This window comes from Pedobacter cryotolerans (assembly GCF_005116475.1).
Taxonomy (GTDB): Bacteria; Bacteroidota; Bacteroidia; order Sphingobacteriales; family Sphingobacteriaceae; genus Pedobacter; species Pedobacter cryotolerans.
In genome coordinates this window covers 261293-282784 of the sequence record NZ_SWBO01000005.1, presented here as the reverse complement: position 1 = coordinate 282784, position 21492 = coordinate 261293, and the positions used below count along the sequence as shown (strand labels likewise).

The window sequence follows — 21492 nt, the reverse complement described above, 5'->3', positions numbered from 1 at the left end:
TATAGCTGATCGAGTAACCTATTGGCATATGAATGATCGTGATCCTCTCCCATGCCATCAGATCAAGTGCACAAAACCGAGCTTTTTCTGCAGATCCATTTTTTTGTTCACCTCAGTCTTCAAAAATATCCGCTGGACATGGTTATCTACCGTCCGTTCGGAAATGAACAAAGCACCAGCGATATCCCTATAGGTCATGCCCTTGCACAACAGCAGCGCAATCTCACGCTCCCGCTTGCTCAACCTATAGGTCTCGCAGTGGTTGCCAAAGAGCTCTTCCCAATCCTGTTTCTTCGAAAGCCTTTCTGACATTTCCATCCTTGACTGCCTGACTGACCTTGCAATGAAAAGTATGGTGATGATCAAAAATCCGATATTGGTCATTAGTACTTCGATCCACTGGGCCACATTAAAATAGGCAAAGGCGCTCATGAAAACCCATGGACTTACCGCAGCATAGACCAGAACCATATCAATAATCCTGTAGGGATATGGTGATTTTTTGCGGCCATTGATCTTGAGCCTGATCGCATTGAGCATTGCAAAAAATATGACAACCGAATAGATTGCCGGAACAATCATCCCATAGCTCCTTGCAAATTCCAGGTCACCGTTCCTTGAATATATTATTATAAAAAAAATGACATAGGGCAGCAATAGGAAAAACTGCACGCCATATATCGCGTGGAACCTTAACCTTTTAAGATTAAAGGCCTTATAGAAATAGAATGGAAAGTAGGAAGCCATCAGGAAACCGCTTCCATAGGCAATTATGTTCTGTAGCCTTATCGGCATATCAATCTTTGGATCTGGAAATAATCCACCGGTAATGTTATAGAAAACCAAAAGTATCAGCAGCCACAAGTACCAAAATCTTCTCCTTTCCTGAGGAAAGGAAAGATAATATATCAACTGGTAACAGCACATGCCAAATTCCAGCAGGCAGCAGACCATTGTGAGCACATGAAGTTCCGAACCGAATACCATCATTATCATGGGTGTTAATACCAAGACACATTTACTTTCTATAATTGTTGATCAGAAAAAGTTTATAGCCAAACTGGACTTCCCCAGTGACCTCAAGTCCATGTTTTTTGTAAAAGGCAATATTTTCAATAGTAGAGGTTTCCAGGTACACCGGTCTGTTTGCCACAGCAGCATCTTCAATAATTATATCCAAAAGCGCACTACCCTTTCCCCTCCCCTGCGTTGAGGGATCGACACCTATAAACCATAGATAAGAGAATGGCGCTTTTGGATGATGTGATTTTATAACCGACTCCCTTTTGAGCACCCTAAATAACTTTGTCAGGCCAATAACCTTTACTACCAATTTGAGGTCCCAGAGTATTGTTTTAAGGGAAGTCCGTTTCCTATCCGGGAATAAGACCAGTGCGCATGCACTATGGTCTTCGGTTAGGTACACCCTACCGAAAGCCGCACAGTTATCATAGCCATATGCCATCAGTCTGCGGACGCGTCGGATGTTCGCACCACAAACAGCCTGCACGCTTTTATTTTCGGCAAATGCCAATGTAAGGATATCTATTATCATTTTTCTGGTTTCATGAGCTGCTTTGACCATAGGTTCTGGTTTTTGTCATATATCAAATTAATCCATAAGTGAATATAGCGATGTTAACTAAAAAACTTATTTAGTTCCCTCCCAGGGATTGTGGATAGTAGAAATAAATTGGCGAATGGTATGACCCGGCCTCAAAGAGCACCAAGAAAATGACAAACTGGGCAAGTCCTAAAACATTCTATAGGTATCAAAGCGCTCCTTGAACCCCTCGAACCTGTCCCTACTCACCAGAAGCGATACCTCCAACTGGTTTCCTTCCTTCAGGATGATTGCTGCTTGCTGGTTCTTTACCTTTTCAAAACCCTTTACAATATCCAAGGAAATGATTACAGATCGGTTGATCTGATAGAATGATGAGGAATCCAAAAGCGCGTTCAGTTGATAGAGTTTGAGATCGATGTTGAACTTATGTCCATCCAGCAAATAAACATAGCCAATATTATCTTCCCTTGCGAAACACGCAATCTCGTTCAGTTCCACCAGTATTATGCGGTTGCCCAAATGGGCCTTTATTGTCCTTCTATAAAACTTCTGCTGCTGTTCCTTGTCCGTGAGAAGTTTGATGAACTCACCCAGTTCTTCATTTTTCCTTTTGGTATGGTAATAATTAGCTGCAAAAAACCATGCAATATTGGTTACGTTCATCAGCAGCACCATCAACCTTACGATGGGAAATTCAACTTCCATATATCCACTTTTGCGAAAATCTCGATTAAAGGCATCAAAATACCCTTTTACGACTAGTATATCAAAAATCAAAACTGCCAACACACCTAATACAAACTGTATCAATGTCCTGACAATCCAATTTCCCGTCCATGGCCTGTAGGTATCAAGAAATCTTGTACACCAGTTGATCCAGTACATGATGGCAAAGGTCATGGTCCAACTAAAAGCCATGGCAACTTTATAATTGAATTGGTGGATAAGCACAAGCATCGGTTTTTTCTGGCTTTCTGTTACGATAAGATGTGCAATTACTAGAGAGATAACCAGCAGTAAGGACCAATGCAGATACTTGACCTTTCTGGAATTTGTTTGTAGCTGTAAATTGTTACGCATAGGAACGGATTAAAAACGTAAAAATAGGAACTTTTCGTTTTTACGGCTTTTATTAGAGACTCCAAATCCTACCATTCGCCATTTTATTACTACCGTTCGCCATTCTTGAGGCATTCCGTACAACAAAATATCCCCCTATAGCAATAGTTTAGCCCTAAAATCATTTATCCATGAATTATTAACTTAAACCCATAACATATGAATACTTTCCCATTTACCAATGCCGGTGCACAACAACTAGTAGAAGAACTGTATGACTTGCCACAGCCACAGTTACAAATTGAGGCAGATGCAGCAGGTGATGATTTCCCAGCTTGGGTCCAGTCGCATTTTGACCTCAGCCCTTCACAGGTGCAGTACCTTGAACAGATTGATCAGGCCTGGATCGATAATGCCGCCGCAGAAACGAAGCATGCCCTGGAGAACAGGCTACCAGTAGAACTGAACAAACAGGAAAATACCTCAGTGGAAGAGGAGGAAGAAGACCGGGGCAAGCTCCTTGATCTTGACAAGGATAAAAAGAGCAGCTTCTCCCAGGAAAATGGCTTTATTGAAAATGAAACCCTCACCTTTACCATCAGCTACCCGGCTAACTAACGGATATTAAAGCTTAAATTATGATTAGTCCATTTATGATTAGTCCATTGTTGTGGTCATATCCGAAGTTGGGCTAATCATAATATCTGTACACTTCCCCACTGCCAATGAATACGTAATCATTAGAATAACTGAACCATTTCAGCTCCTGGATACAGGTTTCTCCATTACTCTGGCGAAATTCAAAATCAATAGAAAACAGGCAGAAAAAGTGATCGCCCTTTTCCTTTGTGTTTATATAGGGAACCTCACATTCAAGATGGAATTCAACACTTTCATTGTACTTGAGCGTACCGAGAGGTAGGGGCGTTCTTTTATCCAAAGGGGGTACAATGGTCCATTGAAACCAGTTGCCATCATCACCTCCCCAAACCGCATTTAATTTATGAGCCGTCTGCTTGCCCAGATTGGTTACCTTTAAGTGGATTCTTATCCTTAACTGGTCCCCCACATGTTCCCTATTTTCATCCAGAATATCACCATAAAGATCCGGCCGTGGATCATCATCAAGAGATCCGTAAGTTAAATTGAGATCGCCTTGGCTGACCCTTGATCTTTGTACAAGTACCATGATAAGCATACCGGTAACTATACCTGAGTAAACAAGAAGTAGGACTAAAAAAATATCTATCGATCCAGACCCCATCATATTGGCATTGCATATTGAACTGAGCTAAATTAACGAAACAAATATGGAAGTCAAAGTCCAATCTGCTATTTAACACTTAAACAGCATAGCCTAGACATTTCCCAAATGAATATATTGACATTCAGATAGCCGGTGGTTCGGGTTAACCATTACTTTTTTCCTCCATCCGTTTTTTCCTCTATCTACCATTGGAAGAAAAACACAGTGGTGTACAAGCAGAAAGAATAAGCCCTTAAGTATTTCTAAAGGAGCTTAGTGGAAATATTATCCGCTTAAATGTACCCATCATCTGCAAGAGAACGATAACCTTCTGTGGTCACGATGAGATGGTCATTAACAGCAAGATCTAAAAGCTTACCTGCTGCAACCAGCCTTTCGGTTACTTTTATATCCTGGCTACTTGGCTTTAGGTCACCACTGGGATGGTTGTGCGCAATCACTATTGAGCTGGCACAGGCCTTTAGCGCCACGCCAAAGATCATTTTGGGATCTGCCACTGTTCCATTGAACCCGCCACTTGACAATTCGACAACACCCAACACCCTTCCCCTATTGTTCAGCAGCATCACACAGAACTGCTCACAGAATTCGATCTTATCTAAATTCCAAAAGCCCAATAAGATTTCATAAGCATCTTTTGAACATTTAACTACTGGCCTATTGCTGGGCTTTATCTTTGGCCGATATCTTAGCGTAACCTCCGCAACGGTCATTAACTGATTTATTTGTAACGTTTCCATAATCTAAAGTTTTAAGTGAATGATAAATTGATTATGGCACATCACAGCCAATCTGAAGCATAACGGGCAAGGTGGAGGCCCAAAAAAATGCGGAGGCTCCGCCAGGATGGCGGATACCCATTTTTTGGGCACTACCTTGGCGCAGCGAACCCGTATGCTGCAGATTGACTAAATTCGCAGAAAATCAATTTTTTCCGCGACTAAAAATCCTTAAAAAACGTTCATGTATCATTTGTAATTACATCACAATACCCTGTTGATCCATCAGTTCATCCCCTTCTTCCACCTCTTTGTTCTCATCTTTTGGTTTTCCAATCGTATTTTCCCGGCCAATCTTTTTAAGTTCCAGTTTTACAAGCTGGTCAATCTCTGCCTTTATGGAACCGTAAGTTTCCATCACATCAACATGGCTTACTTTTTTGACTTCGGGGATGTCCCTGTAACCCCTCTCCTCCTCGGCTATGGCATCATGATCGTTCTGTATCTCGCAGTGGAACATCTTAAGACCGATCTTCTCATCCGGATTATCTGCTACGATGCCCACAAATTCCCCCGAAGAAAGTGCGGCAATCTTTGATGCAGGAATCGCGTAATCCATCTGGGTAGATTTAGAAATGGATACATCGTTACTGGAAATGCTCCTGCTTTCCTTGTTCTGTAAGATCTTACCAAAACCCTCGCTCAGTTTCTTTGCCGTATCGCCCGTCACCTGCCCAGAAATGATATTGCCAACAATTCCCGTAATCACATCGGCCTGCTCTGAGCCGTAATCTTTTTTCAGCTGTTCGGTAGATTGTACAGCAATGGTCGTGGAAACCTTGTTGCTCCTTGCCGTAGCAATCAGACTGTCCATATTGTTAAAAAAAATGGTAGGGAACTCGTCAAAGATCAGGCTGCTTTTTAACCGTCCCTTTCTATTGACCAATTTGATGACCCTTGAGATGTAAAGTGACAATACTGCACCATAGACCTGCAGTTTCTGTGGGTTATTGCCAACGCAGATGATCTTGGGCTCCTCGGGATTGTTCAGATCAAGCGTGAAATCATTACCACTGAGCACATAGTATAATTTTGGTGAAGACAATCTTGCAAGACCAATCTTTGCCGAGGCGATCTGTCCCTCCAATTGAGGCATGGCTTTTCTTTGCAATGCCGAAATAAAGGGATTGATGAGCGGAATAATTTCTGCTTCTTCTTTTAAGATGGCGAACAAGGGATCATAATCAAACTGGATCAGCTCGATCAGATGTGGCAGCGTACAGTATTTCCCGTTCTTGTATTTTCTCAAGTACCAGATCACTGCCGTTACAAAGTTGACCGCACTCTCCACAAAGAAATCGCCCTGCTTTTTGATCCAATCCCTGTTCAGTCCAAGCATAATGGTCCTTGATGCTTCGGCGGCATCGGTAATATCTTCCATGCCCTCGGGCGAAAGCGGATTACACCTATGCTTTGGATTTTCCAGATCAATGGCATAGAACTTTGGTCTCACCTTATAATTCCTGTGGTATTTCAATAGTTTGTTGTAGGCGATCTTGGACAGGTCATCGAACTTGAAATCATAGATGAACATGGAAAACCCTTTTTTGATGTGCTGGTCAATGATATGGCGGATCACAAAATAGGTCTTACCTGCACCAGGTGTCCCTGCCACCAGAATTCCCCTAAAGGGATTGATGACGTTGATCCAACTGTCCTTGACCTTATTCCTCAATCTGTATTTAGCCGGCAGATTGATGGAATATTCATTCTCCAACAGCCGTTCCTCCTGCGGAAAGGTCTCGTTCTCCGAATTAAACACATCCTTGTTCAGTGCGTTTTTAATTAATCTGCTTAATAATCCTCCCCCTGTAAGAATTAGCAAGTAGCCAATGGAGGTGATGGCTATGTATAATACAGCTACAATTTGTACTGATGTATAAAGATACAAACAAAGGGCACTGATGAAAAACAATAGCAGCCCAGTCAACAGATATGCAATAATGGCGTTCTTCTGGATCTTTTCATCCTTTTTGCCCTTGACCGCAACAAGCGAAATGATAAGCATGAGCAGTGCCGATAGCTTGGGTATCATTATCCCGCTGAACAGTCCAGTTCTTGCAATGTTTGAAATCAGCCTGTCGGTGATCTCCGCTGTCCAGCCCCAAGCCTTAAAAGCCTGATAACAGCAGAGGTAAAAATGGATGACCAGTATGAATATACTGATCATCCTTGTAAAATCGGTTATCTTCCTTAGCCCTTGAATATCTTCCCCTGTGTTCATATTGAAATATTTTTAGTTTACAGACTTAATCCCTGTTCGTTCTCCCTGTTTTTTCTGCGTTTCTTTCTTTTTTTCAGTCCCGTGCCCAGTGGCTCAGCATGCTGTTTTTCCAGTAGCAGACCAAGGTAATTGGTCGGTTCTGGTTGTGGGAGGTAGATGTGCTGGCTTTCCTGTTTCGGTTCTTCAAGCTTTTCTTTTGGCGTAGATCTACTCGCCGATGCCTGCATCTCCAGCCTTTCCCTTAGTCCCTTTGCGTTGGCGTTGGCATAATTGAACGTTTCGCTGATCGGCCGTTGGAAATCAAATTGGTGATCGAATACCCTTTCGCCCGAATTCTTAAAGGCAACCCTGTCAAACTGGCCCAATTTCTTGGAATGTTCGGCATTCTTGCCCCTTGATTTGTTCATCGGGCTCAACCTAATCTTGTTGGTGATGTCCTTGCGGCTCACGATTACCTGAACGTGCATCTGCTCGCCCGGTTTTACCGTTCCCCGTTTGACCTGTCCACTTTTCACCTCTTTATCCTTAAAGGAATAATAGCGGTGGTTTTCCAGTTTACCGAACCATAAAAGATCGGCATTGGATTGGATATTTTCCTTTTTGAAGTTCCTAGCATATTCGTCCATGATCTTTATGGCATATTCCCTCAACTTTTCTCTTGCCCCATCTTCTCCGTAAAGTTCCTTTAGGTGGGCAATCTCCTTTTGGCTGGGACTGATGTTGACCAGAAAGAACTTCGCATCATACCTGCACAATTTGGCAATGTTATGATCGATCCTGTTCTTGACCTCATATGACTGGACAGTTTTGCTTTCGCCATTGAACCAGAGCGTGGGTTCCTCAGATTTGAATAGCCTATTCTCCTTATCGAGGTAATGTACCAGCGTGCCACTGCTTCCCCTATTGTTACCCATTTCGCTATCGGTAATATTGATGTACATGGCTTAGAGATATTTGATCTGGTTGCGAACGGTATCTGCCAGTTCCTCTTTTTCCCTTGTCTTGAAAGTGCCCAGTTCCTCACGGCTTTTGATATAGTTGTTCAGGATCTGCAGGAATATGGCCTTTATTCTGTCCTTGTCCTGCAAAGATTTGGTTATCAGGTTTTCGGTAGTATTCAGGTTCTTGATGATGGTCTTGTTGGCATTGATGACCTGCTCATTGAAATATTTTACGATTTCCTTTTGATTGTTGATCATCCTGTCCATGCTTTCCTTCATGGGAATTAGCAAGAGGTTTTCCTGTGCCTTGATGAAACTGGTGTAGGCTTTATGGTTTTTAGCAAGTGTGTTTTTCATCAATTCATCGTTGATATCCGTAGGATCTTTTTTGGTACGGTAGAAGTATTCCACCATTTTGACGAACAGCTCCCGCTTGGTTAGTCCAAGGGATAAGGCCACTTTTGCGAACTTTATATCGAGCTGTGCGGGGTATTTTACCGTGTTTACGTTTTCCTGTTCCATATGTGGTTATTTGTTGCCGGAATTCAGCAGGGAATTCTGTTTTTGCGGTTTGATGCCTTTGCTAAAGGCCAAAGAATTCCCGGAGAATTCTTGAAACCCCGTAGCAGTAGCGTGGGGACAGAAAGTAAGGCTCTGCCTAACTTCCGCTTGCTCCTTTTCTTTGAAGGGAAAAGGACACTGCGAGGAGGACGAAGCAGTGCAGATGAACAGTGGTATTTTGGGTAACGGTGCTGTACTTTTCATTGCAATAATTTAAGTGACAGCAAAGTTGATGGGTTCAAATCAGTGGTAAAGGGTCATTTTGGGATATACCATTTATTTTTACGGTACAAAATGATATCTTCATCCTATGAGCTATACAGAAACACAAAAGAAAAAGCTTTTTCGCCAAGTCGAAACACTGATGAAAAGATGCCAAATTCCAATCAGGGACACTTGGACTGGCTTCGAAGGTGAAAATCTCGATGACGCTATGGCAAATAATGGACATTCGGGCGGACCAAGGCTATTTGATGTTATAGTTACCGAAGAAGGGAAGGCAAAGGTAAGTGGCTACCAGAAATATCCAATTGATAAATTCAAAAGTCTGGCGTATGAAAATTATAAAGTTTCTGTTCCAAAAAGATTAAGCCACCTAACACACCCGGTTATCCATGAAACCGTGCACTTTTTACAGCACAATACAGATATTATGGATGATAACTACGTGAAATTTGGTGAAACCACTGAGAATTATCTAGAATATGTGAGCCAGCGGCAAGAACTGGAGGCTCACTTTGTCCAGCTACTGTACATCAATGAATATGAATCAGAGATTATTGACAAGCGGTACAAGAAAGATTTTAGCAGACTTGTCAATAGGGGCATAAAAAATCCATCGGAACGATTGAAAGCTATACTTTATGCGAATACGAAAGGTATAATTTGAAAGAAAACTATATACCTAGGATATCCTCTCGTTCTCCAAACTGCTCTTCTAGCTGTTCAATCTCGTAAACCCAATTGTGCAGGAATTTTTTTCGTTCCTCCCCCTTTTCAAACTCTTTCAAATATGGCTGATAATACCTTTTATGGTTTAACTGAAAACTATCACCGCCAACAGACTCTTCCAAATAAATAATATCCCAATCGGGTTGATTTAAGACCCGGTCCTCCATATCAGAAAACAATTTGCTTAACACCTTATTCATTTTTTTTGGTCCGATCAGGTTCTCCTTTTTTGTCCCATTTGGATAAATGTAATCAACATATGCGATGTGGTTGCAATGCTTATCATCATAATAAACAGCTCTTAATCTTAAATATTGAGATTCCAGACCATATTTATCTTTGACCAATGCTACTTTCTCTAAAATTGACACGATTGCTTCAATGCTCTCCAGATATGGATAGTTATTCGAATGTCTACAGCTCATGTAAAAAAAGTAGTCCTTGTAATTCGCCGCCCAAAACGCAGGAGAAAAGGCATTATAAATTTTCCATTGATAGTTTTTTGAACTCTCAGGAAAAAAAGTATGTATAAGGCTGAATGTGTTGGGTTTAGACAATTTTTTTTCAATCTCAATCGAGTCCCATACCTTTGTTATAATATTTTGTTTTTTCTCTATTTCATCTAGCCGAGTTACAAGACTGGCTGTTGGTTGAGTCGAGCAAACCAAAATGTAACCTTCAGCATCAATAGCTCTGCAATCTTCACTAATATTTCCTGCTTGTTCTCTTCCCAATGACTTCCCCGAATTTGCGGTATGCTTACAGCTGACCAACCACTTTCTTTCATATACAGAAAGTTCTCCTTTTAGCTTTTCAGTTACTACAAGATCTTTTCCCCCGTCTTGTCCAACGCCAGTCCAATGTGTTTCAAATCCTTCAAGGACTAAAAGTTCTCTGATCAACTGCTCAAATTTTATTCCATCTTCGGGAAGTTCTCTAAAATCTATCATGTAATGAGGGTAATATTCGCTAAAGTAACAAACAGATTTCTAATTTTCTGTCGTTTAGACGTTATTCAGCTGCAAGTCATTAATTAACCTTAAATCATTTTATCCATTTTGACAAAGTGAATAATGAGCTTTCTACCCGTTTATGATGCATGGAAAACTCGGCAGTTTGTTAGGGCTACCGAGTTTAACTTTACCCCATAATCATTTAATCAGCTTTTTCCGCCTGATCATCAGCTTGCGCAGCCAACTGAATAACATGTCCAACCATGAAACCATCAACCAAAGAAAGTGCATAATCACGGTCTATGGGTAACATTTCTGGCTTTAATAATTCTTCGTCAATATAACGTTCCGCATCCCACAATGAACGGGTCAACTCAGGATAGTTAGGTTCAATGCGATTAAAAATACGCTCGAATGACCAATTAGCAGCCTCAATAAATTCCTCACGATCTTTTCCATTTAGGGGCAATGAATAGATTTTTTCGGTAGGTACGCTCGGTACAAAATCATCTATTTCCCATTCAATTTCATCCTCATCATCTTTAGAAAGTCGATAGTCATCATAAAAAACGTCTTGTTCGCGCTCTAAAAATCCTTCTTTAAAGATTTGCAATTTAAAATCATCATCAAGCTTTACGTTGTTTGCGGTTTCAATATCTAAAACATATTGATCCCAATCACGCACTTCAAGCCTGTCCATGTTAGTGTACAATAAAATTGATAACTCAATTTTGGCTGGCGATGCTTTCGATAAGTCTTGCCATTTATCCAATCCGCAAAGCTTAGCGATTACGTGCTGGGCATTGCCTAACTGAAATTTTTCTTCATTTATATCGAAGTCATTTATGAGCAAGTCGATTTTGAAAAACCTTGGGTCGTACTCATATAGGTTACGCTGAAGTTTAGGATCAAATGAAGAAGTTTGGGTCTTGAAATCTTTAAGAAGATTTTTTGCTTGGAGTTTTAGATACTCAATAGGTGTCATAATACATTCCTGTTTATACCTACTTAATTATCCTATGTATTTGCGTCCGTAATCTTGTTTGGATAATAAGCAGGCAGGTTTGCATTATTAAACAATTAATTGGCTGAATAGATCTTCGCACGAACGGGCTAGCTTGCCAAAAGCATATACAATTATAAAAATAAATATTCATTTTGTCAATAACTAGAGATAATTTAACATCAGCAGGGATATACCAGACCTACTCATAGCACCCAAGCCCAAATTTTCATTATTGTTCCTTTAACTGTCATATCATGAGGAACATTTTACAAAAGAAACGAAATATTTCCCCCGAACAAGCCGTTAAAATCTTATCGAAGAATGGCATAAATATAGATAAAAATGATGCCCAGGAAATGCTGGAAATAATGTATTTTTTAGCTAAATTGATTGTCGATCAAAACTTTAAGAAATGAAAATTGCTGATTTATACATACGGGTGAGCACCGATGAACAGGCCGACAAAGGGTACTCCCAACGCGATCAGGAGGAACGTTTACAGAAGTACTGCCAAACTGCATATATTACTGTAAGAAAGGTAATTTATGAAGATCATTCCGCAAAAACCTTCCAGAGACCTGCATGGCAAAAGCTCCTTACCCTATTGCGTAAACAAAAGCACAAAACCGACTTGGTGCTATTCACCAAATGGGACAGGTTTAGCCGCAACGCTCCAGATGCTTATAATATGATCAGCAAGCTCAAATCATTTGGCGTTGAACCTCAGGCCATCGAACAGCCGTTGGACATGTCTGTGCCAGAGAACAAAATGATGCTCGCCATTTACCTCACGGCACCTGAAATAGAGAATGACAGAAGAGGGCTAAACACTTTTTATGGAATGAGAAGGGCAAGAAAAGAAGGAAGGTGGCCTGGACTTGCTCCTGTTGGTTATGTTAACCTCACCTCAGAAAATGGAAGAAAGTATATTGCTCCGAACGCTGAGCAAGCGCAATTGATGGAATGGGCATTCAAGGAAATCGCCAAAGGAAAGTACTCGACTGAACAAGTATTTAATCAAGCAGTAGAAAATGGCCTAGTCTGTAGCAAGAATAATTTTCTCAGGTCTGTGAGAAACCCAATCTACTGCGGGGAAATTTTAGTTCCAAAATATAAAGACGAAGAAGCAAGATTGGTAAAGGGACTTCACGAGCCCATTATTTCAAGTTCGTTATTCTTTGATGTACAGGACATCCTTGATGGAAAGAAAAGAACAATCAAAACAAAGATATTCTCTGATGACAAGCTACCTCTTAAAGGTTTTATGGCATGTAGCCGATGTGAGCGTACGCTATGTGGGAGTGCTTCTAAAGGCAGGAATGCGTATTACTATTATTACCATTGTTCTTCTAAATGTGGTTGTAGGTATAAAGCTGAAGTAGTCAATAAAGAGTTTATGCATTTTTTAAACGACCATAGCTTGAATGCAAAAACTGCGGAGCTGTTTAAAATGGTTATCTTGGATGAATATGCAAGCGACACTTTGGAAAATAAGGAATATAAGACCTATCTGGCCAAACAGCTCACAGAAAGCAATAATAAACTTACCAGAGCAAGGGAATTGCTCTTGCTTGGAGATATAGATGGGAATGATTATAAGACTTTGAAACACGAATGTGAAGAGAATATGGTAAGAACAGAGGCTAAATTAGATGAAATTGCCAAAAAGAAATACACTATTTCTCAGCTTGATCCCATTCTGGATGATGCCATTTTTACACTCACCCAACTATTTCCGATTTTCACCAAATCTACGATTAATGATAAGAGAAGGCTGATTGGTTCGATGTTCCCCGAAAAATTCGATTTTGAAACCCTACAACATCGAACCGCTTTGTTGAGCGAAACTTTTGAGCGCATCTACTTGATAAACAAGAAATTAGAAGGTAAAAAAAAGGGGCAAAAGACTATTAAAAATCTCTTGCCCCGTACGGGGTGGCTGATGGGGCTCGAACCCACGACCCTCGGCACCACAAACCAATACTCTAACCAACTGAGCTACAACCACCGTGTTTTTTCAGAGCAACAAAAGTACGACTTTTAACATCCTTTTCAAATTTTTATGAAAATTTTCGATTAAAAATTTTTAAGCGGTTATAAACCAACTACTTTAAATCAATTACAATCTAATTGACAGCGCAAAAAATAAATTTATAAGCTTAAAAACTTAGCTTTGCTTACTTTATGATACAAATTTATACAGATGGAGCAGCAAGCGGTAACCCAGGACCAGGTGGTTACGGTGTTGTATTACGCTCTGGTGTTTACGAAAAAGAATTAAGCGGTGGTTTTCGTTTAACTACCAATAACAGAATGGAACTACTGGCGGTAATAGAAGGATTAAAAGCATTAAAAAACCCCGGTCAACAGGTTACCATTTATTCAGATTCTAAATATGTAGTAGATTCAGTAGAAAAAGGATGGGTTTTTGGATGGGTAAAAAAAGCTTTTAAAGATAAAAAAAACAAAGATCTTTGGATACAATATCTTGCTTTACATAAAATACATCAAATAAAATTTATTTGGATAAAAGGTCATAACGACCATCCAGAAAATGAACGTTGCGATAGGTTAGCTGTAGCAGCATCTCAAAACAAAAGTCAATTGGCAATTGATACCTTTTTCGAAGCCGAAAAAAAGCAGAATAATTTATTATAAAATGTAGCATTTGATAGGCCACAAAAAAAGCCCCACATAAAATGCAAGGCTTTAATTTATACTTTTTAAAAATTTAAGAACTTTTAAACATCTTGTTTACAGCAATTTGTACTTTATTAATATCCTCAGTAATTGTTTTCTGAATACCAGCATCAAAAGATTTAACAAACCTTGGCTCAAGTGTAATCATTGCAGGCTCGTTAGTAATATTTAACCTAAAAATATGCTTACCAAACTTAAAACCAACTCCAATTTTTGTTACTTCAGTTTCTACAGTTTGCACAAACTCATAGCTATTACTTAATTGATCTAAAAAATCTTTAACAGCTTGAAATACAAAATCAGTTTCAATATCTAATCCATTAATAATGATTGTTGAGTTTTGTAATGCGGACTTAAGTTCCTCATTCCCCTTTACACTCAAATGAATATCTTGAAGTGTTTCTAATAAATCTTCACTAAAAAGAATATTTCTTTTATCTGTAATTAAGATCGCATTATTATTTGGGTCTTGTTTCAGAAATATGGTATCATTTCCATCCTTTATAACATACTCATTTATTAACCCTTGCTCCACCTGCGAATCAGCTATCGCTTTAGTTATCGTTTTAACTACATAGCTTAAAGCTATATTTTCTTCTGTTTTTTTCATTCACTCAGTCTTTATGCAAAGGTACAATAGCAAATCTAATATCCTATTTACTAATAGAAATAACTAGTCATTTAAAAATACCTTGTAACATTTAGGGCATTAATCGATGCTGCCAACAACACCAAGTTCAGCTAATTTTTCGTTTGCATCTACCTTAAACTGATTACTTTCTGCAGAAAATTCTGCCATCATATCTTCAGCCATTTTAACCATTTTTGGTGAGCCGATAAAAACAGAAGTTCTTTGATGCAATTCGGTTGGCACAATATCTAATATACGGTTAAAACCATCAGAAGCAACACCACCTGCCTGCTCAATAATAAATGCCATAGGGTTACACTCATACAAAAGTCTTAATTTCCCATTGGGAGATGCTGCTGTAGTTGGATAAATATAAATACCACCTTTAATTAAATTACGATGAATATCTGCAACCATAGAACCTATATATCTTGATGTATATGGCCTTTTTGTAGCCAAATCCTCGACCTGAGCATATTTTAAATACTTTTTAACACCATCAGGAAAGTGCACATAATTACCTTCATTAATCGAATAAATAATTCCATCATCAGGAATTTTCATATTAGGATGCGACAAACAAAATTCGCCAATTGATGGATCTAATGTAAACCCATTTACTCCTTTGCCTGTAGTATAAACCAACATAGTTGATGAACCATAAATTACATAACCCGCAGCAACTTGATCTGTTCCTTTTTGCAATACATCTGCTAAGGTGGCATCGCCATCAACAGATTTACGACGATAAATAGAAAAAATAGTACCTACTGCAACATTTACATCAATATTTGAAGAACCATCTAAAGGATCAATACAAACAATATATTTCGCATTTTTAGATACCGGAGAATCTATCGGCACAAACTCATCTTCCTCTTCGGTAGCCACAATACAACATTCTCCACCACTCGTTAAAGCCGATATAAACTGCTCATTTGCATACATATCTAGCTTCTTTTGCTCTTCACCCTGTATATTAACAGAACCTGCATCACCTAAAATATCAACTAAGCCAGCTTTATTTACTTCTCTATTTACAATTTTAGAAGCAATACCAATATCTCTCAATAATCTAGAAAGTTCGCCTTTTGCATAAGGAAAATCCAATTGCTTTTCAATAATAAACTGTCCGAGTGTTTTTATTCCTGCCATAATCTACTTAGTGTACTTTATACGTTATCTATTACCTAACTCTATGGCATCTAAGGTATGTATTTTTTCTTCCGAAATACAAAATCTTATTAAAGTTCTTACTTTATGCCAACCACTTTTACCTGCAGCACCTGGGTTTATATGCAAACATTTAATTTTATCATCAAAAATTACTTTTAAAATGTGCGAATGACCGCATATAAAAAGCTGAGGAGGCTTAGTGTAAATTTCTTCTTTTATTTGTTGTGCATAATGATTAGGGTATCCACCAATATGCGTCATCCATACGTTTACCTCTTCACACTTAAATCTTAAATGTTCTGGATATGCCGATCTTATTTCTTTACCATCAATATTTCCGTAAACACCTCTCAATGGCTTAAAGTTAGCCAAAGGCGCTGCAACACCTGCTCCAAAATCGCCAGCATGCCAAATCTCGTCACATTCATCAAAATATTTAAAAACAGCATCATCTAAAAAACCATGCGTATCAGACAATAAACCTATTTTTTTCATAACATGTTCAAATTTAAAGTATCATTAAAGTAATGGCAATAGCCCTTTTTCGTGTCAGTATGGCTTTACTATATATTCCTGGTAACATCGGGAGATATCCCTACAATCCAGTTTATAAAACCTCTTTATGCTAATGGTTTATATGCAATTCGCTAATGGTTAATATCCTAAAAAGAAATCTTTCAATAATTCTTGGTAAGCTTTAGTATATATTTTTTCGGCTTCATAAATATAAAACTGTTCCTTTACCAAACCCGTTTCAATTCTACCTATACAAACAATAGATCTAAATGCAGGTTTAGCTTGGTCTGAATGTAGCAACACAATTTTCTGAACGAATAATTGAAACTCCTTTGCTTTTTCAATTAAAAAATCAGCTTGTTTGGGTGGTAAAATAAACCAAAAGTGTCCATCCTTAGCTAAAATCTCATCCACCTTACCAACTAAATCTACAAAAAACTGCTCGCTAGCATGTCTTGCAATTCCTTTTTTCTCTTCTGTGCTTTTTAAATCATTGACAAAAAATGGAGGATTAGTGATAATTAAATCAAATTTTTCGGCATTGCTGAATTGTTCAATTGCAATATTGTTGATTAACAAACGATCACTGAAAACTGAGTTTTTAAAATTTCTTCCAGCGGTTGTTGAGGCTAACTCATCTATTTCTACAGCTTCAACTTTGGAGTTCGGAAATCTTTGAGCCATCATTAAAGCCAATACACCCGTCCCTGTTCCAATATCTAAAATACGTTTTGGCTTGTCGCTTTGTACTAATGCCGCCAACAAAACGCCATCAGTATTAATCTTCATGGCGCAATTTGTTTGGTCTACATCGAATTTTTTAAATTTAAATATACTCATCCTATCATTTCTAAAGCTTTGTCCACTTTCTTTGCAACTTGTTAGAAGGTTGACAAAGCCAATAGTTCAACTATTTCTGATACAACTCTAAAGGCAAACCATCAGGATCTGTAAAAAAAGTAAATTTCTTTCCCGTAAATTCATCAATTCTAATTGGTTCTGTAACAATTTCTTTTGCATTTAAATCGGCGATAACTTTTTCAATATCATCAACCTCAAAAGCCAAATGTCTTAAACCTGCTGCTTCTGGTCTTGATGCTCGAGCCGCAGGTTCTGGAAAAGAAAACAATTCAATTTGGTAAACACCATTAACAGCTAAATCTAACTTATAAGATTTTCGCTCTTCACGAAAAACTTCTCCCAGAATTTTAAATCCCAATTTATTGACATAAAAATCTTTTGATACTTGGTAATTGCTACAAATAATGGCGATGTGATGAATGCGATTGAACATTGTGAAAGTATAATTTATTTAGTAATTAGTAATTTGCTAAATATCTGAAATTGTTCAAAAGTACCTATTTTATTAACAGCTATTAATGGCATTTTTAAAATTTTAACCTTAAATTTGCGGGCATGATTCACTTCTTCTTAAGCCAATCCAATGCAGTTTTTGTTTTACAAACAGAAAAATCCCTATCCACTGCAAACATTACAAAATTAGAATGGTTATTCGGCGGTGCCAAATTACAAAATGAGACAACCTTAAATGGTTTTTTTGTTGGGCCAAGAGCAGCTATGATTACACCTTGGAGCACCAATGCGGTAGAAATTACCCAAAATATGGATATCCAAGATATCATCAGAATTGAAGAATTTGAAAAAGTAAGTGAAGATTTTTCTGGATACGATCCAATGCTTTCTCAGAAATACGAAAACATTGGTCAAGATGTTTTTACCATTAACATTAAACCAGAAGCAATTATCGACGTTATTGATATTGCTGCCTATAATAAACAAGAAGGTCTTTCTTTAAGTGATGATGAAGTAGAATATTTAAATTCATTAGCTAAAAAACTAGAGCGTCCTTTAACAGATTCAGAAGTTTTTGGTTTCTCTCAAGTAAACTCAGAACATTGTAGACATAAAATTTTTAACGGCAAATTTGTAATTGATGGCGAAGAACAACCTACTTCCCTATTCAAATTAATCCGTAAAACTTCAGAAGCAAATCCTAACGATATTGTTTCTGCTTATAAAGATAACGTAGCGTTTATTAAAGGTCCTGTTGTACAACAATTTGCGCCAAAACGTGCCGATGTTCCAGATTACTATACAACTAGCGATTTCGAATCAGTAATTTCATTAAAAGCCGAAACACATAACTTCCCTACTACTGTTGAACCATTTAACGGTGCGGCAACTGGTTCGGGTGGAGAAATTAGAGACAGGTTAGCAGGCGGACAAGGCTCTTTACCTTTAGCAGGAACAGCAGTTTACATGACTGCGCTTTCTCGTTTAGAAGAAGGTAGAGCATGGGAAAAAGGTGTTGAAGAAAGAAAATGGCTGTACCAAACACCAATGGATATCTTAATTAAAGCATCTAATGGTGCTACTGATTTTGGTAATAAATTCGGCCAGCCTTTAATTACGGGTTCTGTTTTAACCTTCGAACATGAAGAAAACGACAGAAAATTAGGCTTCGACAAAGTAATCATGTTAGCTGGTGGTATCGGTTACGGTAAAGCTAGTCAGGCACAAAAGAAAAAACCACAAGAAGGAGATAACATCGTAATTTTGGGTGGCGAAAATTATAGGATTGGAATGGGCGGTGCAGCAGTTTCATCTGCTGATACTGGCGAACACGGAAACAGCATCGAATTAAATGCCATTCAACGTTCTAACCCCGAAATGCAAAAACGTGCTGCTAATGCGGTTCGTGGAATGGTAGAAAGCGAAGAAAACTTCATCGTTTCTATCCACGATCATGGTGCAGGTGGTCACTTAAACTGTCTATCAGAATTGGTAGAAGAAACTGGCGGATTAATCAATTTAGATAAACTTCCGGTTGGTGATCCGACGCTTTCTGCTAAAGAAATTATCGGTAACGAATCTCAAGAACGTATGGGATTGGTGATTGGCAATGAACACATTGAAACTTTACAAAAAATTGCTGATCGCGAGCGTTCGCCAATGTATACCGTTGGTAAAGTAACAAACAATCATCGTTTTACTTTTAAATCTGAAACCACTGGCGCAAAACCGATGGATTTTGCTTTAGAAGATATGTTTGGCAGCTCGCCGAAAGTTGTAATGGAAGATCAGAAAATCGACAGAAAATATCAGTCGGTTGACTATGATAAAACTCTATTAAACAAGTATTTAGAACAAGTTTTACAACTAGAAGCCGTAGCATGTAAAGATTGGTTAACCAACAAAGTTGATAGATGTGTTGGTGGTAGAGTAGCCAAACAACAATGTGCTGGTCCATTACAATTGCCATTAAACAACTGTGGCGTAATGGCTTTAGATTTTCAGGGCAAAGAAGGTATTGCCACTTCGGTTGGTCATGCTCCCCTATCAGCTCTAATTGATGCTGGTGCTGGTAGCAGAATTGCGATTGCAGAATCATTATCAAATATTGTTTGGGCTCCATTAAAAGATGGCTTAAAATCTGTTTCGCTTTCGGCAAACTGGATGTGGGCCTGTAAAAACGAAGGCGAAGATGCGAGATTATACGAAGCCGTAAAAGCTTGTTCAGATTTTGCGATTGATTTAGGAATCAATATCCCGACAGGAAAAGATTCGCTATCAATGAAACAGAAATACAAAGATGGTGATGTTATTGCACCTGGCACGGTTATAATTTCTGCAGGCGGAAATTGTAATGATATTACTAAAGTTGTAGAACCAGTTTTACAAAAAGATGGTGGTTCGATTTATTACATCAACCTTTCTAATGATGCTTATGAACTTGGTGGTTCATCATTTGCGCAAATTTTAAATAGAATTGGCAATGTAACTCCAGATGTTAAAGATGCAGCGAAATTTAAAACTACTTTTAACACCATCCAACAATTAATAAAAGAAGAAAAAATACAGGCCGGACATGATATTGGCAGCGGTGGTTTAATAACTACTTTATTAGAAATGTGTTTTGCAGATCGTGATTTAGGTGCAACTTTAGACTTATCTACTTTAGGCGAAGCTGATAGCATTAAATTATTATTCTCAGAAAATATTGGTTTAGTTTTTCAAGCAGATGCTTCAGTAGAAAGTATTTTTAACGAAAACAACATCACCTTCCATAAAATTGGTCAGGTTAATCATTCAGCTACGCTGGAAGTTAAAAATGCAACAGACATTTTCAGTTTTGATATTGATCATTTACGTGATGTTTGGTTTAAAACTTCCTACCTGTTAGACCGCAAACAAAGTGGAGATGCAAAAGCAAAAGAACGTTTTAACAATTACAAAAACCAGCCTTTAAAATTCAACTTCCCTAATCACTTTAACGGCAAAAAACCAATAATTGACAACACAAAGCCAAGACCGAAAGCTGCGATTTTAAGAGAAAAAGGTAGTAATTCTGAACGTGAGGTAGCTAATGCAATGTATTTGGCAGGTTTTGATGTAAAAGATGTACACATGACCGATTTAATTTCGGGTAGAGAAACTTTAGAAGACATAAAGTTGATTGGTGCAGTTGGCGGTTTCTCAAATTCTGATGTTTTAGGTTCGGCTAAAGGTTGGGCTGGTGCATTTTTATACAACGAAAAAGCTAGAGTTGCTTTAGAAAATTTCTTCGCTCGTGAAGATACGCTGTCGGTTGGTATTTGTAACGGCTGTCAGTTATTTATAGAATTGGGATTAATTAACAAAAATCACCAAGAAAAACCAAAAATGCTGCATAACGACAGTAATAAGCACGAAAGCATTTTTACATCCCTAACAATACAAGAAAACAATGCTGTCATGTTATCTTCGTTAGCCGGTAGCACATTAGGTGTTTGGGTATCGCATGGCGAAGGTAAATTCCAATTACCTTACGAAGAAAGCAAATACCAAATTGTTGCTAAATATGGTTACGAACAATATCCAGCTAGCCCAAATGGTTCTGATTATAACACTGCAATGATGTGCGATGAAACTGGTAGACATTTAGTAATGATGCCACACATTGAACGTTCGTTATTTCAATGGCATTGGGCAAATTATCCGAAAGGACGAAAAGACGAAGTTAGCCCATGGATGGAAGCTTTTGTAAATGCTAGAAAATGGATAGAAAGTAAATAAAAGAATATCAAGCCAGCTCAAAAAGCTGGCTTTTTTTATATAAATCAATCATCAAAAACATCTATACTAATCAAACAAGCAATTT

Annotated in this window: 21 protein-coding genes, 1 tRNA gene and 1 pseudogene; 6 read left to right on the top strand and 17 right to left on the bottom strand. The window is 38.4% G+C overall.

Annotated features, from left to right (window positions below):
- Positions 1-57 precede the first annotated feature (57 nt).
- From FA045_RS19155 to FA045_RS11305, 3 genes are all read right to left on the bottom strand, one after another.
- A complete protein-coding gene (locus FA045_RS19155; protein ID WP_136877185.1) occupies positions 58-990 on the bottom strand; it encodes a helix-turn-helix domain-containing protein in 933 nt (310 codons plus the stop codon).
- A gap of 28 nt (positions 991-1018) precedes the next feature.
- Positions 1019-1585: a GNAT family N-acetyltransferase gene (locus FA045_RS11310; protein ID WP_136877184.1), complete on the bottom strand. Its 567-nt coding sequence runs from the start codon at positions 1583-1585 to the stop codon at positions 1019-1021.
- A gap of 168 nt (positions 1586-1753) precedes the next feature.
- A complete protein-coding gene (locus tag FA045_RS11305) occupies positions 1754-2647 on the bottom strand; it encodes a LytR/AlgR family response regulator transcription factor (RefSeq protein ID WP_136877183.1) in 894 nt (297 codons plus the stop codon).
- A 198-nt stretch (positions 2648-2845) separates the two neighbouring features.
- Here FA045_RS11305 and FA045_RS11300 point away from each other — a divergent pair, with 198 nt between their 5' ends.
- Complete coding sequence (locus FA045_RS11300) at positions 2846-3244, top strand: hypothetical protein (RefSeq protein WP_136877182.1); 399 nt, start codon at positions 2846-2848, stop codon at positions 3242-3244.
- Between the two features lie 73 nt (positions 3245-3317).
- On the opposite strand, the gene FA045_RS11295 is transcribed toward FA045_RS11300, so the two are convergent.
- The 6 genes from FA045_RS11295 to FA045_RS11270 form a co-directional block, all read right to left on the bottom strand.
- Positions 3318-3893, bottom strand: a complete 576-nt coding sequence (locus tag FA045_RS11295; RefSeq protein WP_205943137.1) for a hypothetical protein — start codon at positions 3891-3893, stop codon at positions 3318-3320.
- Positions 3894-4165: 272 nt separating this feature from the next.
- Complete coding sequence (locus tag FA045_RS11290) at positions 4166-4633, bottom strand: JAB domain-containing protein (RefSeq protein WP_136877180.1); 468 nt, start codon at positions 4631-4633, stop codon at positions 4166-4168.
- Between the two features lie 238 nt (positions 4634-4871).
- Positions 4872-6896, bottom strand: coding sequence for a conjugal transfer protein MobC (gene mobC, locus FA045_RS11285; RefSeq protein WP_136877179.1), 2025 nt, complete (start codon positions 6894-6896; stop codon positions 4872-4874).
- Positions 6897-6913: 17 nt separating this feature from the next.
- Positions 6914-7837 carry a DUF5712 family protein gene (locus FA045_RS11280; protein ID WP_136877178.1) on the bottom strand — a complete coding sequence of 308 codons (924 nt, stop codon included), beginning with the start codon at positions 7835-7837 and terminating at the stop codon, positions 6914-6916.
- Between the two features lie 3 nt (positions 7838-7840).
- Positions 7841-8359: a BfmA/BtgA family mobilization protein gene (locus FA045_RS11275; RefSeq protein WP_136877177.1), complete on the bottom strand. Its 519-nt coding sequence runs from the start codon at positions 8357-8359 to the stop codon at positions 7841-7843.
- 6 nt (positions 8360-8365) lie between these two features.
- Positions 8366-8602: a hypothetical protein gene (locus FA045_RS11270; protein WP_136877176.1), complete on the bottom strand. Its 237-nt coding sequence runs from the start codon at positions 8600-8602 to the stop codon at positions 8366-8368.
- A 106-nt stretch (positions 8603-8708) separates the two neighbouring features.
- Between FA045_RS11270 and FA045_RS11265 the strand changes: the two genes are divergently transcribed.
- Positions 8709-9287 carry a hypothetical protein gene (locus FA045_RS11265; RefSeq protein ID WP_136877175.1) on the top strand — a complete coding sequence of 193 codons (579 nt, stop codon included), beginning with the start codon at positions 8709-8711 and terminating at the stop codon, positions 9285-9287.
- 7 nt (positions 9288-9294) lie between these two features.
- On the opposite strand, the gene FA045_RS11260 is transcribed toward FA045_RS11265, so the two are convergent.
- Together FA045_RS11260 and FA045_RS11255 are read right to left on the bottom strand one after the other, a co-directional pair.
- Positions 9295-10299, bottom strand: a complete 1005-nt coding sequence (locus FA045_RS11260) for a restriction endonuclease (protein ID WP_136877174.1) — start codon at positions 10297-10299, stop codon at positions 9295-9297.
- 205 nt (positions 10300-10504) lie between these two features.
- Complete coding sequence (locus FA045_RS11255; RefSeq protein WP_136877173.1) at positions 10505-11287, bottom strand: hypothetical protein; 783 nt, start codon at positions 11285-11287, stop codon at positions 10505-10507.
- 275 nt (positions 11288-11562) lie between these two features.
- Between FA045_RS11255 and FA045_RS18875 the strand changes: the two genes are divergently transcribed.
- Positions 11563-11724 carry a hypothetical protein gene (locus FA045_RS18875; RefSeq protein WP_169305048.1) on the top strand — a complete coding sequence of 54 codons (162 nt, stop codon included), beginning with the start codon at positions 11563-11565 and terminating at the stop codon, positions 11722-11724.
- Positions 11721-12500, top strand: a pseudogene (locus FA045_RS19075) (recombinase family protein); the annotation flags it as partial. The gene FA045_RS18875 and the pseudogene FA045_RS19075, both read left to right, overlap by 4 nt.
- A gap of 742 nt (positions 12501-13242) precedes the next feature.
- On the opposite strand, the gene FA045_RS11245 reads toward FA045_RS19075, so the two are convergent.
- Positions 13243-13316, bottom strand: a tRNA-His gene (locus tag FA045_RS11245).
- Between the two features lie 176 nt (positions 13317-13492).
- Here FA045_RS11245 and rnhA point away from each other — a divergent pair.
- Positions 13493-13966: a ribonuclease HI gene (rnhA, locus tag FA045_RS11240; RefSeq protein WP_136877172.1), complete on the top strand. Its 474-nt coding sequence runs from the start codon at positions 13493-13495 to the stop codon at positions 13964-13966.
- Between the two features lie 73 nt (positions 13967-14039).
- Here rnhA and FA045_RS11235 read toward each other — a convergent pair whose 3' ends face one another.
- The 5 genes from FA045_RS11235 to gloA2 form a co-directional block, all read right to left on the bottom strand.
- Positions 14040-14618, bottom strand: a complete 579-nt coding sequence (locus tag FA045_RS11235) for a hypothetical protein (RefSeq protein ID WP_136877171.1) — start codon at positions 14616-14618, stop codon at positions 14040-14042.
- Between the two features lie 99 nt (positions 14619-14717).
- Entirely contained in the window at positions 14718-15794 is a 1077-nt protein-coding gene (fbp, locus tag FA045_RS11230) for a class 1 fructose-bisphosphatase (protein ID WP_136877170.1), read from the bottom strand.
- Between the two features lie 24 nt (positions 15795-15818).
- Positions 15819-16310: a metallophosphoesterase family protein gene (locus FA045_RS11225; RefSeq protein ID WP_136877169.1), complete on the bottom strand. Its 492-nt coding sequence runs from the start codon at positions 16308-16310 to the stop codon at positions 15819-15821.
- A gap of 159 nt (positions 16311-16469) precedes the next feature.
- Positions 16470-17171, bottom strand: a complete 702-nt coding sequence (locus FA045_RS11220) for a tRNA1(Val) (adenine(37)-N6)-methyltransferase (RefSeq protein ID WP_136877168.1) — start codon at positions 17169-17171, stop codon at positions 16470-16472.
- A 70-nt stretch (positions 17172-17241) separates the two neighbouring features.
- The gene (gene gloA2 / locus FA045_RS11215) at positions 17242-17625 is read right to left on the bottom strand and encodes an SMU1112c/YaeR family gloxylase I-like metalloprotein (protein WP_136877167.1); all 384 of its coding nucleotides are present in this window, start codon (positions 17623-17625) and stop codon (positions 17242-17244) included.
- Positions 17626-17747: 122 nt separating this feature from the next.
- Between gloA2 and purL the strand changes: the two genes are divergently transcribed.
- Positions 17748-21407 carry a phosphoribosylformylglycinamidine synthase gene (gene purL, locus FA045_RS11210; protein ID WP_136877166.1) on the top strand — a complete coding sequence of 1220 codons (3660 nt, stop codon included), beginning with the start codon at positions 17748-17750 and terminating at the stop codon, positions 21405-21407.
- Positions 21408-21492 lie beyond the last annotated feature (85 nt).

What these genes read in the sequence shown, in the direction of transcription:
- FA045_RS19155 (WP_136877185.1), bottom strand. Translation starts at nt 990, where the DNA reads ATGATGGTATTCGGTTCGGAACTTCATGTGCTCACAATGGTCTGCTGC.
- FA045_RS11310 (WP_136877184.1), bottom strand. Translation starts at nt 1,585, where the DNA reads ATGGTCAAAGCAGCTCATGAAACCAGAAAAATGATAATAGATATCCTT.
- FA045_RS11305 (WP_136877183.1), bottom strand. Translation starts at nt 2,647, where the DNA reads ATGCGTAACAATTTACAGCTACAAACAAATTCCAGAAAGGTCAAGTAT.
- FA045_RS11300 (WP_136877182.1), top strand. Translation starts at nt 2,846, where the DNA reads ATGAATACTTTCCCATTTACCAATGCCGGTGCACAACAACTAGTAGAA.
- FA045_RS11295 (WP_205943137.1), bottom strand. Translation starts at nt 3,893, where the DNA reads ATGATGGGGTCTGGATCGATAGATATTTTTTTAGTCCTACTTCTTGTT.
- FA045_RS11290 (WP_136877180.1), bottom strand. Translation starts at nt 4,633, where the DNA reads ATGGAAACGTTACAAATAAATCAGTTAATGACCGTTGCGGAGGTTACG.
- mobC (WP_136877179.1), bottom strand. Translation starts at nt 6,896, where the DNA reads ATGAACACAGGGGAAGATATTCAAGGGCTAAGGAAGATAACCGATTTT.
- FA045_RS11280 (WP_136877178.1), bottom strand. Translation starts at nt 7,837, where the DNA reads ATGTACATCAATATTACCGATAGCGAAATGGGTAACAATAGGGGAAGC.
- FA045_RS11275 (WP_136877177.1), bottom strand. Translation starts at nt 8,359, where the DNA reads ATGGAACAGGAAAACGTAAACACGGTAAAATACCCCGCACAGCTCGAT.
- FA045_RS11270 (WP_136877176.1), bottom strand. Translation starts at nt 8,602, where the DNA reads ATGAAAAGTACAGCACCGTTACCCAAAATACCACTGTTCATCTGCACT.
- FA045_RS11265 (WP_136877175.1), top strand. Translation starts at nt 8,709, where the DNA reads ATGAGCTATACAGAAACACAAAAGAAAAAGCTTTTTCGCCAAGTCGAA.
- FA045_RS11260 (WP_136877174.1), bottom strand. Translation starts at nt 10,299, where the DNA reads ATGATAGATTTTAGAGAACTTCCCGAAGATGGAATAAAATTTGAGCAG.
- FA045_RS11255 (WP_136877173.1), bottom strand. Translation starts at nt 11,287, where the DNA reads ATGACACCTATTGAGTATCTAAAACTCCAAGCAAAAAATCTTCTTAAA.
- FA045_RS18875 (WP_169305048.1), top strand. Translation starts at nt 11,563, where the DNA reads ATGAGGAACATTTTACAAAAGAAACGAAATATTTCCCCCGAACAAGCC.
- rnhA (WP_136877172.1), top strand. Translation starts at nt 13,493, where the DNA reads ATGATACAAATTTATACAGATGGAGCAGCAAGCGGTAACCCAGGACCA.
- FA045_RS11235 (WP_136877171.1), bottom strand. Translation starts at nt 14,618, where the DNA reads ATGAAAAAAACAGAAGAAAATATAGCTTTAAGCTATGTAGTTAAAACG.
- fbp (WP_136877170.1), bottom strand. Translation starts at nt 15,794, where the DNA reads ATGGCAGGAATAAAAACACTCGGACAGTTTATTATTGAAAAGCAATTG.
- FA045_RS11225 (WP_136877169.1), bottom strand. Translation starts at nt 16,310, where the DNA reads ATGAAAAAAATAGGTTTATTGTCTGATACGCATGGTTTTTTAGATGAT.
- FA045_RS11220 (WP_136877168.1), bottom strand. Translation starts at nt 17,171, where the DNA reads ATGAGTATATTTAAATTTAAAAAATTCGATGTAGACCAAACAAATTGC.
- gloA2 (WP_136877167.1), bottom strand. Translation starts at nt 17,625, where the DNA reads ATGTTCAATCGCATTCATCACATCGCCATTATTTGTAGCAATTACCAA.
- purL (WP_136877166.1), top strand. Translation starts at nt 17,748, where the DNA reads ATGATTCACTTCTTCTTAAGCCAATCCAATGCAGTTTTTGTTTTACAA.